Annotated in this window: 12 protein-coding genes; 8 read left to right on the forward strand and 4 right to left on the reverse strand. The window is 72.7% G+C overall.

Going from position 1 to position 13,394, the window contains the following annotated elements:
• Nucleotides 1-30 precede the first annotated feature (30 nt).
• Nucleotides 31-795 carry a hypothetical protein gene (locus ACGFK0_RS09045; RefSeq protein ID WP_392902073.1) on the forward strand — a complete coding sequence of 255 codons (765 nt, stop codon included), beginning with the start codon at nucleotides 31-33 and terminating at the stop codon, nucleotides 793-795.
• Here ACGFK0_RS09045 and ACGFK0_RS09050 read toward each other — a convergent pair.
• Nucleotides 783-1,010: an antitoxin gene (locus ACGFK0_RS09050; RefSeq protein ID WP_392902075.1), complete on the reverse strand. Its 228-nt coding sequence runs from the start codon at nucleotides 1,008-1,010 to the stop codon at nucleotides 783-785. The two genes, ACGFK0_RS09045 and ACGFK0_RS09050, sit on opposite strands and share 13 nt — an antisense overlap.
• 126 nt (nucleotides 1,011-1,136) lie before the next feature.
• Between ACGFK0_RS09050 and miaA the strand changes: the two genes are divergently transcribed.
• Together miaA and dapF are read left to right on the forward strand one after the other, a co-directional pair.
• On the forward strand, nucleotides 1,137-2,027 hold the full coding sequence (miaA, locus tag ACGFK0_RS09055) for a tRNA (adenosine(37)-N6)-dimethylallyltransferase MiaA (protein WP_392902866.1): 891 nt from the start codon (nucleotides 1,137-1,139) through the stop codon (nucleotides 2,025-2,027).
• Nucleotides 2,028-2,056: 29 nt separating this feature from the next.
• Nucleotides 2,057-2,875 (forward strand): diaminopimelate epimerase, encoded by an 819-nt coding sequence (gene dapF, locus ACGFK0_RS09060; protein WP_392902077.1) that lies wholly within the window; start codon nucleotides 2,057-2,059, stop codon nucleotides 2,873-2,875.
• A gap of 278 nt (nucleotides 2,876-3,153) precedes the next feature.
• Here dapF and ACGFK0_RS09065 read toward each other — a convergent pair whose 3' ends face one another.
• Together ACGFK0_RS09065 and ACGFK0_RS09070 are read right to left on the reverse strand one after the other, a co-directional pair.
• Nucleotides 3,154-5,118: a histidine kinase gene (locus ACGFK0_RS09065; protein WP_392902079.1), complete on the reverse strand. Its 1,965-nt coding sequence runs from the start codon at nucleotides 5,116-5,118 to the stop codon at nucleotides 3,154-3,156.
• A gap of 357 nt (nucleotides 5,119-5,475) precedes the next feature.
• Nucleotides 5,476-6,087: a TetR/AcrR family transcriptional regulator gene (locus tag ACGFK0_RS09070; protein WP_392902081.1), complete on the reverse strand. Its 612-nt coding sequence runs from the start codon at nucleotides 6,085-6,087 to the stop codon at nucleotides 5,476-5,478.
• Between the two features lie 100 nt (nucleotides 6,088-6,187).
• Between ACGFK0_RS09070 and ACGFK0_RS09075 the strand changes: the two genes are divergently transcribed.
• The 5 genes from ACGFK0_RS09075 (at nucleotide 6,188) to ACGFK0_RS09095 (ending at nucleotide 12,577) form a co-directional block, all read left to right on the forward strand.
• The gene (locus tag ACGFK0_RS09075; RefSeq protein WP_392902083.1) at nucleotides 6,188-7,180 is read left to right on the forward strand and encodes a hypothetical protein; all 993 of its coding nucleotides are present in this window, start codon (nucleotides 6,188-6,190) and stop codon (nucleotides 7,178-7,180) included.
• A gap of 90 nt (nucleotides 7,181-7,270) precedes the next feature.
• Complete coding sequence (locus ACGFK0_RS09080; protein ID WP_392902085.1) at nucleotides 7,271-8,245, forward strand: ABC transporter permease; 975 nt, start codon at nucleotides 7,271-7,273, stop codon at nucleotides 8,243-8,245.
• The gene (locus tag ACGFK0_RS09085) at nucleotides 8,242-9,069 is read left to right on the forward strand and encodes an ABC transporter permease (protein WP_392902087.1); all 828 of its coding nucleotides are present in this window, start codon (nucleotides 8,242-8,244) and stop codon (nucleotides 9,067-9,069) included. Before ACGFK0_RS09080 ends, ACGFK0_RS09085 begins: the two co-directional genes overlap by 4 nt.
• Nucleotides 9,066-10,892 carry a dipeptide ABC transporter ATP-binding protein gene (locus ACGFK0_RS09090; protein ID WP_392902089.1) on the forward strand — a complete coding sequence of 609 codons (1,827 nt, stop codon included), beginning with the start codon at nucleotides 9,066-9,068 and terminating at the stop codon, nucleotides 10,890-10,892. The genes ACGFK0_RS09085 and ACGFK0_RS09090 overlap by 4 nt, the downstream gene beginning before the upstream one ends.
• Nucleotides 10,889-12,577, forward strand: a complete 1,689-nt coding sequence (locus tag ACGFK0_RS09095; protein ID WP_392902091.1) for an ABC transporter family substrate-binding protein — start codon at nucleotides 10,889-10,891, stop codon at nucleotides 12,575-12,577. The genes ACGFK0_RS09090 and ACGFK0_RS09095 overlap by 4 nt, the downstream gene beginning before the upstream one ends.
• A 4-nt stretch (nucleotides 12,578-12,581) precedes the next feature.
• Here ACGFK0_RS09095 and ACGFK0_RS09100 read toward each other — a convergent pair whose 3' ends face one another.
• Nucleotides 12,582-13,301 (reverse strand): hypothetical protein, encoded by a 720-nt coding sequence (locus ACGFK0_RS09100; RefSeq protein WP_392902093.1) that lies wholly within the window; start codon nucleotides 13,299-13,301, stop codon nucleotides 12,582-12,584.
• Between the last annotated feature and the right edge of the window lie 93 nt (nucleotides 13,302-13,394).

The following is a 13,394-nucleotide window of genomic DNA, read 5'->3' on the forward strand; positions in this document are numbered from 1 at the left end:
ATGTGAGGGGCCCGGCGGCAGGGAGGCAGTGTGCTCGTATCGGCGGCGGTGTGCCCGCATCCGCCCATCCTCGTGCCCGCGATGGCGGGGGAGGCGGCGCCGGAACTCGACGCGCTGCGCACCGCGTGCGATGAGGCGGTCCGCCTCCTGACCGGCCTCCCGGCGGGTCCTGGAGGTCGTCCCACGGGGGCGCCGGGTCGGCCGGGGGATGCGCTGGTCGTCGTGGGCGGTGCCGGGGCGACCCGCTCCTACGGGCCGGGCGCCTACGCGACACTCCGGCCGTACGGCCTCGACTGGACGATCCCCGACGAGCCCGAGGACGGCGCGGAGGCGCTGCCGCTCTCCCTCACCATCGGGCGGTGGCTCCTCCGGCGGCATGACGCCGATCTCGACGCCGGCTACGAGGCGGTCGCCTTCGACGCCTCACCGGAGGAATGCCTCTCACTCGGGCGGCGCCTGGCCGAGTCCGCCGACCGGGTCGCGCTCCTGGTGATGGGCGACGGGTCGGCATGCCGTTCGGAGAAGGCTCCCGGGTACCTCGACGGGCGCGCGCGCCCCTTCGACGAGGCCGTGGCGCGTGCGCTCGCCGGCGCCGACGCCGCCGCCCTGGCAGCGCTGGATCCGGGGCGGGCCGTGGAACTCCAGGCGGCCGGGCGTGCGGCGTGGCAGGTGCTCGCCGGCGCCGCCACGGCCGGCGGGGAGGGCGGCCTGACGGCCGCTCTCCTCGCAGACGAGGCACCGTACGGAGTCGGCTACTTCGTCTCGGCCTGGTCGCGGACGGGTTATGGCTGCTGACCGCCGCCCTGGCCGCCGCCCTGTTCGCCGCTCTGGCCGCTCTGGCCGCCTTCGCGGTCGATGTAGTCGCCGGCCTTCTGCTGGGCCTTGTCGACCTTGTCGGCGTGCTTGCCGCCGGTGCGCTGGTCGAACATGTCCCCCGCCCGATCGACGCCCTGGCGGGCCTTGTCGGGGTTCTGCCCGAGCATCTGCTTGACCTTGTCGACGATGGACACTGAAAATCCCCCCGGATCCCTCGTCTCGTCGGTGGTGCCGCGCGTTCGCGCACAACACCCGTACATCCCGCCTATACCCGTTCTCTTGCCACAATCGATCCTGTGACCTCAGCGAATGGACCCGATGTGATCGCGGTCGTCGGCGCGACCGCCGCCGGCAAGTCCGATCTCGCCGTCGAACTGGCCCTCCGGCTGGACGGGGAGGCGGTCAACGCCGACTCGATGCAGCTGTACCGCGGCATGGACATCGGCACGGCGAAGCTCACCGCGGACGAGATGCGCGGCGTCCCCCACCACCTGCTGGACGTCTGGGACGTGACCGAGACTGCGAGCGTCGCCGAGTACCAGCGGCTCAGCGCCGACGCGATCGCGCGGATCCGGGGACGGCACCGGGTGCCGGTCCTGGTCGGCGGCTCCGGCCTGTACGTGCGGGCGGCGCTCGACCACCTGGAGTTCCCCGGGACGGACCCGGCCGTCCGGGCACGGCTGGAGGAGGAGCTGGCGCACGCCGGTCCGGGCCCGCTGCACGATCGGCTGCGCGGTCTCGACCCGGCCGCGGCGGAGGCGATCCTGCCGAGCAACGGCCGCCGGATCGTCCGGGCGCTGGAGGTCATCGAGATCACCGGCCGGCCCTTCACCGCGACCCTGCCCGAGCACCGCTACCGCTACGGCTCGGTCGTGCAGGTGGGGCTGAGCGTCCCCCGCGGCGAGCTGGACGACCGCATCGCCCTGCGGGTGGCGCGGATGTGGGACGCGGGGCTGGTCGGCGAGGTCCGCGAGCTGGAGAGGCGGGGTCTGCGGGACGGCCTGACCGCCGGGCGCGCCCTCGGCTACGCGCAGGTCCTCCGGTTCCTGTCGGGGGAGTTGACGCAGGAGCAGGCCATGGAGGACACCGTCCGGACGACCCGGCGGTTCGCCCGCCGGCAGGAGTCGTGGTTCCGCCGGGATCCCCGCGTCCGATGGCTTCCCTACGACGCCCCGGACCTGGCCGGCCGCGCTCTCGCCCTGGTCGGCTGAGGCGTCCGGAGACGCAATATGATCGGGGGATGCGGTTTGTCAAGGGGCACGGTACCGAGAACGATTTCGTGATCCTGCCCGACCCGGACGGCGTCCTGGACCTCACCCCGGAGGCCGTGGCCCGGTTGTGCGACCGGCGGGCCGGGATCGGGGCCGACGGCGTCCTGCGGGCCGTCCGGACGAAGGCCGCGGGAGCCGGGGCGGACGCGGAGGGCGGCGCGGGCGCCGAGTGGTTCATGGACTACCGCAACGCCGACGGCGGCATCGCCGAGATGTGCGGCAACGGGATGCGCGTCTTCGCCCGCTACCTCGTCGACGCCGGCCTCGCCGCCCCCGGGGAGTGGGACGTGGCGACCCGCGCGGGGCTGCGGCGCGTGACGCTCGGCACGTCCGGCGACGTGTGCGTCGACATGGGCCCGGCCGACGTCCTCGGCTCAGGTGAGGCGTCCATGGCGGGCGCCCTGTTCCAGGGCGAACGCGTCTCCGTGGGCAACCCGCACCTGGCGTGCCGGGTGGACGGGCCGGTCGCGGCGCTGGACCTGTCACGGGCACCCGCATTCGATCCCGGCGTCTTCCCCGACGGGGTGAACGTCGAGTTCTTCCGCGCGGTCGGGGAGCGGCACCTGGAGATGCGGGTGTACGAGCGGGGCTCCGGCGAGACCCGCTCGTGCGGTACCGGCACGGTGGCGGTCGCCGCGGCGGCGGCCCTGGGCGCCTCCGGCCCGTCCGAGTGGACGGTGGACGTCCCCGGCGGGCGGGTGACCGTGGCCCTCGACGCGGAGACCAGCCGCCTGACGGGTCCGGCGGTGCTGGTCGCCGAGGGCGAGACCCGTCCCGGCCTGATCTAGCGGAGACCCGGTCCAACCAGGGTCGGAGCCGCGTTCCGGCTCGTCCCGGCTCGAACGGGACAGGTGTCCCTCACCAACGGGACCATCAGCCGCATAACTTCGTTCATGCACACCCTCTGGTGAATGGCCCGTATGGATCGGGATGGGAGCCCCGTTCCGTACGGAGCCTGAGGGCCGGTGGCGACCTTCTTGGCGGGGGGCGGTCACCGGCCCTCCCACCCGGGTGAGGGCCGAAGGGGCCGGACGGCCTGGCCCGGCCCGGATGATGCGGGCGGGCGTCAGGAACGGACGCCGTTGACGGGGAGCCTGGCGCGGACGAGCGTCCCCCCTTTGGGCCCGGGGCTCACGGTGCAGGAGCCGCCCAGCTCGGCCGCACGTTCCCGCATGGAGGACATGCCGATGCCGGATCGCACCTGTGAGGGCAGGCCGACGCCGTCGTCGTCGACGGTGACGTGCAGGTCGCCGTTCAGGTGCAGCCGGACGAGCGCGGACCCGGCCTTGGCGTGCCGGTGCACGTTGGTGAGCGCCTCCTGCACGATCCGGTACGCGGCGACCTCGGCGGCCGCCGGCAGACCTTTGAGATCGCCCTCCACCTGGACGTCCACTCTGGGACCGTCGCCCGTGGCGACGACCCCGCCGAGCGCCTGGATCGCGCCCTCCAGCCCCAGATCGTCCAGCGCGGGCGGCCGGAGCCCGTACACGAGCTCCCGGATGTCGCCGATGGTGCTCCCCATCGTCGCGCGGAGCTCCTCCAGCAGCGCGTCCACCGCATGGGGGTCGGTCTTCAGCGTGATGCGCGCGGCGTCGACCGTCATCGCGAGGCTCGCCAGCGTCGGGCCGAGCCCGTCGTGCAGGTCGCGCCGCAGCCGCCGGCGCTCCTCCTCCCGGGTGCGCAGGATGTGCTCCCGGGACCGCTGGACGTCCGCGGCGAGCCGTACCGCGTTGGACAGTTCGGCGAGGTTGCGGGCCAGGATGCCCGAGAGCCGCGCGTCCGGCGACCGGGTGACGCCGAACAGCAGCCGGCCCACCGGCTCCCCGTGCCAGACCAGCGGGATGAGCTGCGGCCGGTCGCCGAGCACACCGTCCTCGGCCGAGATCGTCCGGCCGTCGCGGTCCAGGACCTCGATCACGACGCCGGTGGCGTGCAGGGCGGACCGCGCCACCTCGGCGGCCACGGCGAGCGCCGCGGCCGGGTCGGCGGCGGTCTGCAGCCGGCGGTTGAGGCGGTCGGCGATCCGGTACGGGTCGCGCTCGCCGTGGATGAACCCGTCCACCGTGCGCTGCAGCCGCCGCCGGACGGGCTCGAACACCGCGCCCGCGACGATCGCCCCGGCCAGCCCGGAGAGGGTTCCCTGGCCGTGGGCGAGCAGGCTCGCCGCGCCGACCAGCGCGAAGTACACGCCGGTGATGACGGCGACGAGCCCCGCGTACACCAGCGTCCGGCTGACCACGAGATCGATGTCGTAGAGCCGGTAGCGGGTGATCGCGATGGCGATGCAGACGGGGACGGCGACGATGGTGACGTTGCGCAACGGATCCCCGATCATGCTGTTCTCGCCGACGTAGATGACCGCCTGGGCGACGATGCCGGGATAGACGACCCAGGCGATCTGCCGCCGGACGTCCGGGGGCGACCGGACGAACCGCACGGCCACCGAGAGCAGCCCGGCGGCCAGGGTGCCGAGGATGGCCACGGTGATGGCCACCGGGATCCCGCCGAACGGATACGTCGACACCCCGTTGTGCCAGCGGCGCACGTCGGGGTCGATCGTCAGGTGGACGCAGACGATCACCGGGATGAGGCAGGCCAGCACGAGCACCGGCCGGAACCAGCGCGACACGAGCCGCCCGTCCGGGAAGATCAGCGGCAGGACGAGCGTAAGGGCGTAGGTGTCAATGGCCCACAGCCAGATGCTGAGCCAGGTGAGGAAGGCGGTCCCGGTCCAGTGGCGGAGCTCGAACCACGGGGCCATGTTGAGCGAGAGGACGTAAACGGCGGCGCTGAAGCCGGATCCGAGCATGAGCCAGCCGACCGTCAGCCTCGGCCGGTGCCGCAGCAGGACGGCGGCCACGGGCGTCCAGGCGATCGCGACGAGGATCTCCGGATGCCACCAGACCATCCGCAGGTCAGAGGGCAGCCGGGTACCGATCACGAACGATGCGGCGACGAGCAGGACGGCGCCGAGCGCCACCGGGACAGCGACGCGTGCCGCCCCGGGGTCCTGTTCTGCCGTCTCGACCATGCCCACCCCAGACCAAAAGTAATGGAATGTTAAAGCGTCTTGCCCCTGTCCTGCAGACGTCAGGGCGTCCGCCTCAGGACACCGGGACCCCCTTCCGAGGACACTGACCCCGTCGCGGCGCGGTGGCGCGTGCCGTGATGGTAACCGCGGAAACCGGCGGATAGAACCGTAGGCGCAGGTCACGGTCGCCCGGTGGGAGCCACCGGGCGATGTCTCCGCGCCGCCTGCCGGTGCCCGGCAACGCGGTGCGGGCGGCGGCTCTGAGCCCTTCACAGGGGCGGGTTCGGATCGCCGCCGGTGCCGGAACGGCCGGAATGGGCCGCGGACGCGGCGACGCACAGCCGGATGGAGGCCGCGTCAGGTCGGCAGAGTCAACATGCTTTCGCGAGTGAGCGCCCGCACTCCGCGCCGCAGTTCTTCCGGGGAGAAGTCCCCGAGGACGAGCCGCTGCACGAGAAAACCGGGCACGACGGCGAACAGCGTCTTGCCGACGGCCACGACGTCGGTGTCGGCGGGAAGGAACCCGGCCTCGACCAGCCGGCGCATGTAGGACGTCCACGTCTCCCGGAGACCGGTGACGTTGGCGGCGGCGTAGGTGGCGATCTCCGGGTCGTGCAGGGCGAGGGCCCACGCCTCCGGCGCGAGCCGGAGCGGGCCGTCATCGCCGGACAGGTCGACGACCTTGGCCGCGAGCTGCTCGATCACCTCGTCCAGCGGCAGGAGGGGGTCGCCGCGCGAGAGTTCGTCGAAGAACGCCTGCATGTCGCCGACGACCGTCGAGATGTTGGCCTCGATGATCTCGTTCTTGCTTTTGAAGTAGCGGTAGACGGCGCCGGCCGAGAGCCCGGCCTCGGCGAAGATGTCCTGCATGGACGTCGCGTGGACGCCCTTGCGGATGAAGCAGGCGCGGGCCGCGTCCACGATCTGACGGCGCCGCCGCTCGAGATGCTCTTCGCTGACCCTCGGCATGGCCCCAAGATAAAACGAACGTTCGTTTCTTGACAAGTTCGGTCCCCGGCTGTGACGCTGCAAAAGAGAACGGACATTCGCTTTATTTGGGAGGCCGAGCATGCGATCGTCCCTCGCCCGGCGCACCGCCGGCGTCGTCGCGGCCGCCGCGCTGCTGCAACTCGTCATGATCATCGCCTTCGCCTGGCCCGCCGCGCGGGTGGCGCCGCGCGACGTCCCGATCGTCGTGACCGGCCCTCAGGCCGCCACCGTCGCGGAACGGCTGGACCGGGAACGGCCGGGGGCGTTCGACGTCCTGACCAGGCCGGACGAGGCCGGTGCGCGGGCGGCGATCGCCGACCGGAAGGCGTACGGCGCCATCGTCGCGACGCCGTCCGGCCCCAAGGTGCTCACCGCCTCGGCGGCCTCGCCGGTCATCGCCCAGCAACTCGGCGCGCTGGCCCAGAGGCCCGCCCCGGAGGGGACTGTGCCCGTCTCGCCCGTCCCGCCCGTCCAGGACGTCGTCGCCGCCGACTCCGACGACCCGCGCGGGGCCGGATTCGGCGCCCTCGCGCTACCGCTGGTCATGTCCGGGCTCGCCGCCTCCGTGCTGCTGGCGTTCGCGATCCCCGCGGCCGCGTGGCGCGCCGCCGGTGTGGTGCTGTTCGCCGGGCTCGGAGGCCTCGGCGTGGCGGGGATCGCGCAGGGCTGGCTGTCGCTGCTGCCCGGCCCGTACCTCGCGCTCGCCGGGGCCATGGCCCTGGCGATCCTCGCCGTGACCGGCACCCTCGTCGGCCTCGCCACGGCCCTCGGGCGCGCCGGGCTCGGCATCGGCTCGCTCACGCTGCTGCTCCTCGGCAATCCGCTGTCGGCCGCCGCCTCCGGGCCGGAGATGCTGCCCCAGCCGTGGGGCGATCTCGGCCAGATGCTCCCGCCGGGCGCGGCGGTGTCGCTGCTGCGGTCGACGGCCTTCTTCGACGGCGCGGGCGCCGCGGGACCGCTGGCCGTCCTGGTCGCCTGGGCCGCCGCCGGGTTCGCGCTCCTGGCCGTCGGCGGGCTGCGGGGACGTACCGGTGAGGAGGCCGCGCGCGGCCGCGAACCCGCCCTCGCCTGACATCGAACGCCTTCTCCGGGCTTTTCCCAACGCTGTACGTAATCGGCCAGTAGCATTCTGTGCTTCTGCCGGACGGCCCGGAGGGGGGACATGGGGGCGTTCCTGCTGCGCCGGGCGGCGCGCCACCTGGTGCTGGCCGTCCTGGCCACGAGCCTCGCCTACCTGCTCGCCGCGGTCGCGCTCGATCCGCGCGCCGGCTACGAGGGCCGGGCGCCCCGGCCGCCCGAGGCGGTCATCGACGCCCGGCTCAGCGCCCTCAACCTCAACGACCGGACGCCGCTGGCCGACCGGTACCGCACGTGGGCCGCGGGCGTCCTGCGCGGCGACCTCGGCCGTACATGGGACGGGGAGCCGGTCGGCGCCGAGTTATGGCGGCGGCTCGGTGTGAGCCTGCGGCTGGTGCTCCCGGGGGCCGTCCTCGGGTGCGTGCTCGGCGTCCTCCTCGGCGCTCACGCGGCCGTGCGGCGCGGGCGGGCGGCCGACCGGCTCATCACCCTCGGATCATGCCTGCTGCTGGCCGTCCCCGTGTTCGTGCTGGCGGTGCTGCTGCAGCTCGCCGCGACCAAGGCCAACCAGGTCATGGGCGTGCGGGTCTTCGTGTGGGTCGGTGAGTCCACGCCCGGCGCGTCCTCCGGGCCGGCCGGCCGGGCGCGGCACCTGGTGCTGCCGACGGCCACGATCGCGCTCGCGCAACTCGCCGTCTACTGCCGGTACCAGCGCGGCATGATGCTGGACGTCCTGCACGCCGACTTCGTGCGCACCGCGCGCGCCAAGGGGCTGCGGCGGCGGAGCGCCCTGCTGCGGCACGGGCTGCGCATCGCGCTGATACCGATGACGACCTACATCGCCTATGCGTCCGGATCCCTGGTTCTCGGCGGCGTGTTCGCGGAGAAGGTCTTCGGCCGGCACGGGCTGGGGGAGTGGCTGGTCGACTCCGTCTCGCGCGGGGACGTCAACGCGGTCGCGGCGATCGAGTGCGTCGCCGTGTGCGGGGTCCTGCTCGCCGGGCTGGTCTCGGACGTGCTGCACGGCGTCCTCGACCCGCGCGTCAGGGACGCGACGTGACCGCCCGGCGCGGGGCGCGGAGCCGGCGGGCCACCGCGGGGCTGGCTCTGCTCGGGCTGGTGATCTCGCTGGTGTTCGCCGGGCCGCTCGTCTCGCCCTGGGGCTGGGACGTTACGGACTTCACGGCCTTCGATCAGGGGCCGTCCGCGCGGCACTGGCTCGGCACGACGCAGAGCGGCCGCGACGTCTTCGCCCTCACCCTGCGGGGCGCGCGGATGTCGCTGCTCATCGGCGTGTTCGCCGCCGTGATCTCGACCGGGCTCGCCGCCGTCGTCGGCACCGCGGCCGGCTACGCGGGCGGCCGGGCCGACCGGATCCTGATGCGCGGCGCCGACCTGCTGCTGGTCCTTCCTCCCCTCCTGATCGTCGTGGTGCCGGCGCCGCGGATCTCCGGGGGCGTGCCGGTGCTCGCGGCACTGCTGGCCGCGTTCATGTGGATGTTCACGGCCCGGATGGTGCGGGCCATGACGGTCTCGCTGCGCGAGCGTGAGTACGTGCTGGCCGCCCGGTTCCTCGGGGTGGGCGCGCCACGCGTGATCGTCCGGCACGTCCTGCCCCAGCTCGCGTCACTGCTGGCCGTCGACGTGAGCCTGAACGTCGGCGTCGCGATCATCGCGGAGAGCGGCCTGTCCTACCTCGGTCTCGGTGTGCGGCCGCCGGACGTGTCGCTCGGCACGCTGATCGCCGACGGCCATGGCGCCGCGGCCGCCCGTCCATGGCCGTTCGGCTTCGCCGCCGGGCTGCTCGTTCTCGTCGTCGTCGCGGTGAACCTCCTGGGTGACGGGCTGCGCGACGTCCTCGATCCTGTCCGGGACGGGAGTTGACCGTGCTGCGGGTCACGGATCTGACGGTTCGTTACACACCCGATGTGCATGCCGTCCGGGGTGCGGGGTTCACGGTCGGGGCGGGCGAGGTGCTCGGGATCGTCGGTGAATCGGGCTCCGGCAAGACCGCGCTCGCACTCGCCGTGATGGGGCTTCTGCCCGAGAGCGCCCGTGTCGCGGGCTCGGTGCGGTTGCGCGGTGAGGAGTTGCTCGGGCGGTCGGACACCGAACTGTCGCGGGTGCGCGGCAAGGAACTGTCCATGGTGTTCCAGGATCCGCTGTCCGCGCTTACGCCCGTCCACACGGTGGGTGACCAGATCGCGGAGACGGTCCGGATCCACTCTGGAGCTTCGCGCGCGGTGGCGCGTGCACGGGCCGTCGAACTGCTCGATCTGGTCGGGATTCCAGGGGCGGCGCGGCGCGTCCGTGCCTACCCGCATGAGTTCTCAGGCGGTATGCGGCAGCGCGTGATGATCGCCATGGCGATCGCCAACGCCCCGGCCGCGATCGTCGCGGACGAGCCGACGACCGCCCTGGACGTGACCGTTCAGGCGCAGGTGCTGGACGTCCTGCGGGTCGCCAAGGAGGCCACCGGCGCCGCGATCGTCCTCATCACTCACGACCTCGGGGTCGTCGCCGGATTCGCCGACCGCGTCATGGTGATGCGCGCCGGGCGAGCCGTGGAGTCCGGGCCGGTGGAGCAGGTCTACCGGCGCCCGGCGACGCCGTACACGAGCAGGCTGCTGCGGTCGATTCCTCGTATCGGTGAGCGGCCGGTGCCTCCGTCCCGGCCGGATCGTCCCGTCGTGCTCGAAGTCGACGGTCTCGTCCGGCACCACCCGCTGTACAAGGGGACGCTGCTGCGGCGCCGGGCCGGGACGGTGCGCGCGGTGGACGGCATCGGGTTCGACGTCCGGGAGGGCGAGACTCTGGCGCTGGTCGGGGAGTCGGGGTGCGGCAAGACCACGGCCCTGATGGAGATACTCCGGCTGTCGCGTCCGCAGGGCGGGCGCGTCGCCGTCTTCGGACAGGACACGGCGGCCCTGCGCGCCGCCGACCGGAAGGCGCTGCGGCGCGATGTCCAGGTGGTGTTCCAGAACCCGTTCTCGTCTCTGAACCCGCGGATGCGTGTGGAGAACATCCTCGCCGAACCGCTGACCACGCACGGTGTACCCGCGATGCGGGCGAGGAGCCGGGCCAGGGAACTGATGGAGCTGGTGGGTCTGGAGCCCGATCACGCCAGGCGCTACCCCCATGGTCTCTCCGGTGGGCAGAGGCAATGTGTCGGCATCGCCAGAGCGCTGGCCTTGGAACCACGGCTGCTGCTCCTGGACGAACCTGTCGCGGCCCTGGACGTGTCCGTTCAGGCCGACGTCATGGCGCTTCTGGAGCGTCTGCGCAAGCGGCTCGGTATGGCGTACCTGCTCGTCGCCCACGACCTGGCCGTCGTCCATGGCCTGGCCGATCGCGTCGCCGTCATGTACTCGGGGCGCATCGTCGAGATCGGGCCGGTGGCCGGCGTGTACGGCGCGTCCACCCATCCGTACACGCGCACGCTGCTGGACGCCGTCCCGCCGGCGGATCCGCACCTGGAACGGCGTCGCCGCCGCGCCCTCCTGCGGGGAGACCCACCCGACCCCGCTTCTTCACCGGGCGGGTGCCGTTTCCGGTCCCGTTGCCCGCGCTACGCCACGCTCACCGCCGTCGAGGGAGCCCTGTGCAAGGAACACGATCCCGAATCTCGTCCCGTGCGATCTGGGGGAGGCGTCGACCACTTCGTGGCGTGTCACCATCCCCTCGCCGAAGTCGGGGACGGGCGGTGAAACGGACGTTCGGCGCCGTCCTCCTCGGCGCCGCGACGCTGAGCGGCTGCGGCGGCCCCGGGCCGGAGGGCTCCACTTCCCACGCGTCCGGGCGGCTGCCCGCGTCCGACGTCAACCCGACCCCGCGCGAACGTGTCGCGGACGGCGGGACGCTGCGCTGGCCGCTGCCGGAGTCCCCGTCCCAGTGGAACTTCCACCACGTCACGGGCACCACGGGGGCGGTCGAGCGCGTCATCCGCGGCGTCCTGCCCTACCTGATGCGGGCCGATGAGAAGGCCGTCCCGCGACCCGTCCCCGAATACCTGCGGTCGGCATCGCTGAAGCGCACCGGGCAGGGCCAGACCATCACGTACCGCCTCAACCCACGGGCCAGGTGGTCGGACGGCCGCCCCATCGGCTACGCCGATTTCGTGGCGCAGGCACGCGCGCTCTCAGGACGCGACCCGCGATACGAGGTCTCCGCCGTCACCGGTTACCGCCGCATCAAGCGCATCGAACGAGGCCCCGGCGAACACGTGGTCGAGGTGACCTTCGACGGGACGTACGCGGACTGGCGAAGCCTGTTCAGCCCGCTCTACCCCGCCACCGTGTACTCCGACCCACGCGCGTTCAACACGGGTTGGACGAACCGCCTGCCCGTCACGGCCGGCCCGTTCAAAGTCCGGGAGATCGACCGGACCGCCAAGACGGTGACGATGGTCCGCGACCCCGCCTGGTGGGGTCCGCGCGCGAAACTCGACCGCATCCTCTACCGCGCGATGGACCCCAGCGCGACGCCCGGCGCGTTCGCCAACCGCGAGATCGACCTCATGGACATCGGCCTCGACGCGGGCGCTCTGCGGCGCGTCCAAGGAGTGAGCGGCGCCACCGTCCGCCGGGCGGGCGGCCCCGACTGGCGGCATTTCACGCTGAACGCCGCCTCACCGGTCCTGTCCGACGTGCGGGTGCGGCGGGCCGTCATGCTCGGCATCGACCGGCGCGCCATCGCCCGGTCCGACCTGTCCGGCCTCGGGGTGCCGGTGCGGACGCTCGGCAACCACTTCTACGTCAACACCCAGGACGGCTACCGGGACAACTCCGGGGAGTTCGGCGTGTACGACCCGGAACGCGCCAGGCGGCTCCTGGACGAGGCGGGCTGGAAGCCCCGCGGGAAGTACCGCGCCCGGGACGGACGCACGCTGGCGCTGCGTTTCGTCGTCCCGGCCGGCGTTCCGATCAGCAAGCGTGAAGGGGAACTGACGCGGGCGCTGCTCGAACGCGTCGGCGTCCGTGTGGACATCGAACCGGTTCCCGCCGACGACGCGTTCGGCCAGTACGTCACCCCCGGGAACTTCGACATCGTCCCGTTCTCCTGGCTGGGCACGTCCTTCCCGGTGTCGCCGATGAGATCGGTGTTCGCGCAACCGCACGGCGACCGGATCCAGCAGAACTACTCCCGTATCGGCAGCGAGGCCATCGACGCCTCGATGGAGCGCGCCATCGCGGAGGTCGACCAGGCGAGAATTCACGTCCTTGTGAACAGGGCCGACCGGCTCATCTGGCGCCAGGCGTCGGTCTTGCCGCTGTACCAGCGTCCCCAGCTCGTCGCCACGCGCGGGGACCTGGCCAATCTGGGCGCCTGCGGCTTCTTCCAGCCCGCCTACCAGGACATCGGGTTCACGAAGCCGTCTCAGCCCCGGTCGTAGAGGGTCAGGGGAACACGAGCCGGATGCCCTTGAGGTCGCTGGTGTACCGGGCGTTCCACACGAACAGCCGCAGGTCGCCGGCGGAGATCTCTTCGTTGACCGGGAGGTCGGAGGCGATCCGCACCACGTAGGAGGCACCCGCCGGGATCATCATGCTGCCGTTCTCGTCGGTGGGCGGCTTCGCCCCGTCGACCCGGGCGGTGATCTCGGAGTGATTGGGGAGCGTGCACATCTCGTCGGGGATGCCCGCCTGCGGCATGCACCGCTCCTGCGCGGACGCCGGAACCTGCGCCTTCGGCATGAACAGGTCGGCTGGATAGTCCAGCAGCACGGGCCGCCGCTGGCTGTTGGTGAGGACGTAGTCCGCGTAGGCGTACGTCGTCCCCGACGGCGGGGGCTCGGTGGCGCCGAGGGGCTGCGGGGTCGTTCCGGCCTTCACGGCGGCGAGGCTGTAGCCGTATCCCTCCGGGGTGGTGAACCCGATCGGGGGTCCGGTCTTCGGGGCGGGCACCGACGGACCCTCCGGCGCGACGCTTCCCTGACCTGCCAATGTCGGCCGAGCGGCCTCTCCGCCCGGGTCGTCGCCCGGCCGGATGATCACGATCGCCGCGGCCACCGCGGCGATGCCGAGGGCGCCGGTGAGGGCCCCGGCGAGCCCGAGCCTCCCCGCGTTGCGCTTCTTCCTCCGGTGGTTCATGCGGTACGGCTGGTAGTTGTTGGACATGGTCTGCGTGCTCCCTTGGGCCACTCCAAGATCGGTAAGCGCGTCCTGTCTCAAGGAGCCAGACACGATACAGGACGCCCGGATTCGGCGGCG

The sequence above is a fragment of the Spirillospora sp. NPDC048823 genome (assembly GCF_043198445.1).
Classification (GTDB): domain Bacteria; phylum Actinomycetota; class Actinomycetes; order Streptosporangiales; family Streptosporangiaceae; genus Spirillospora.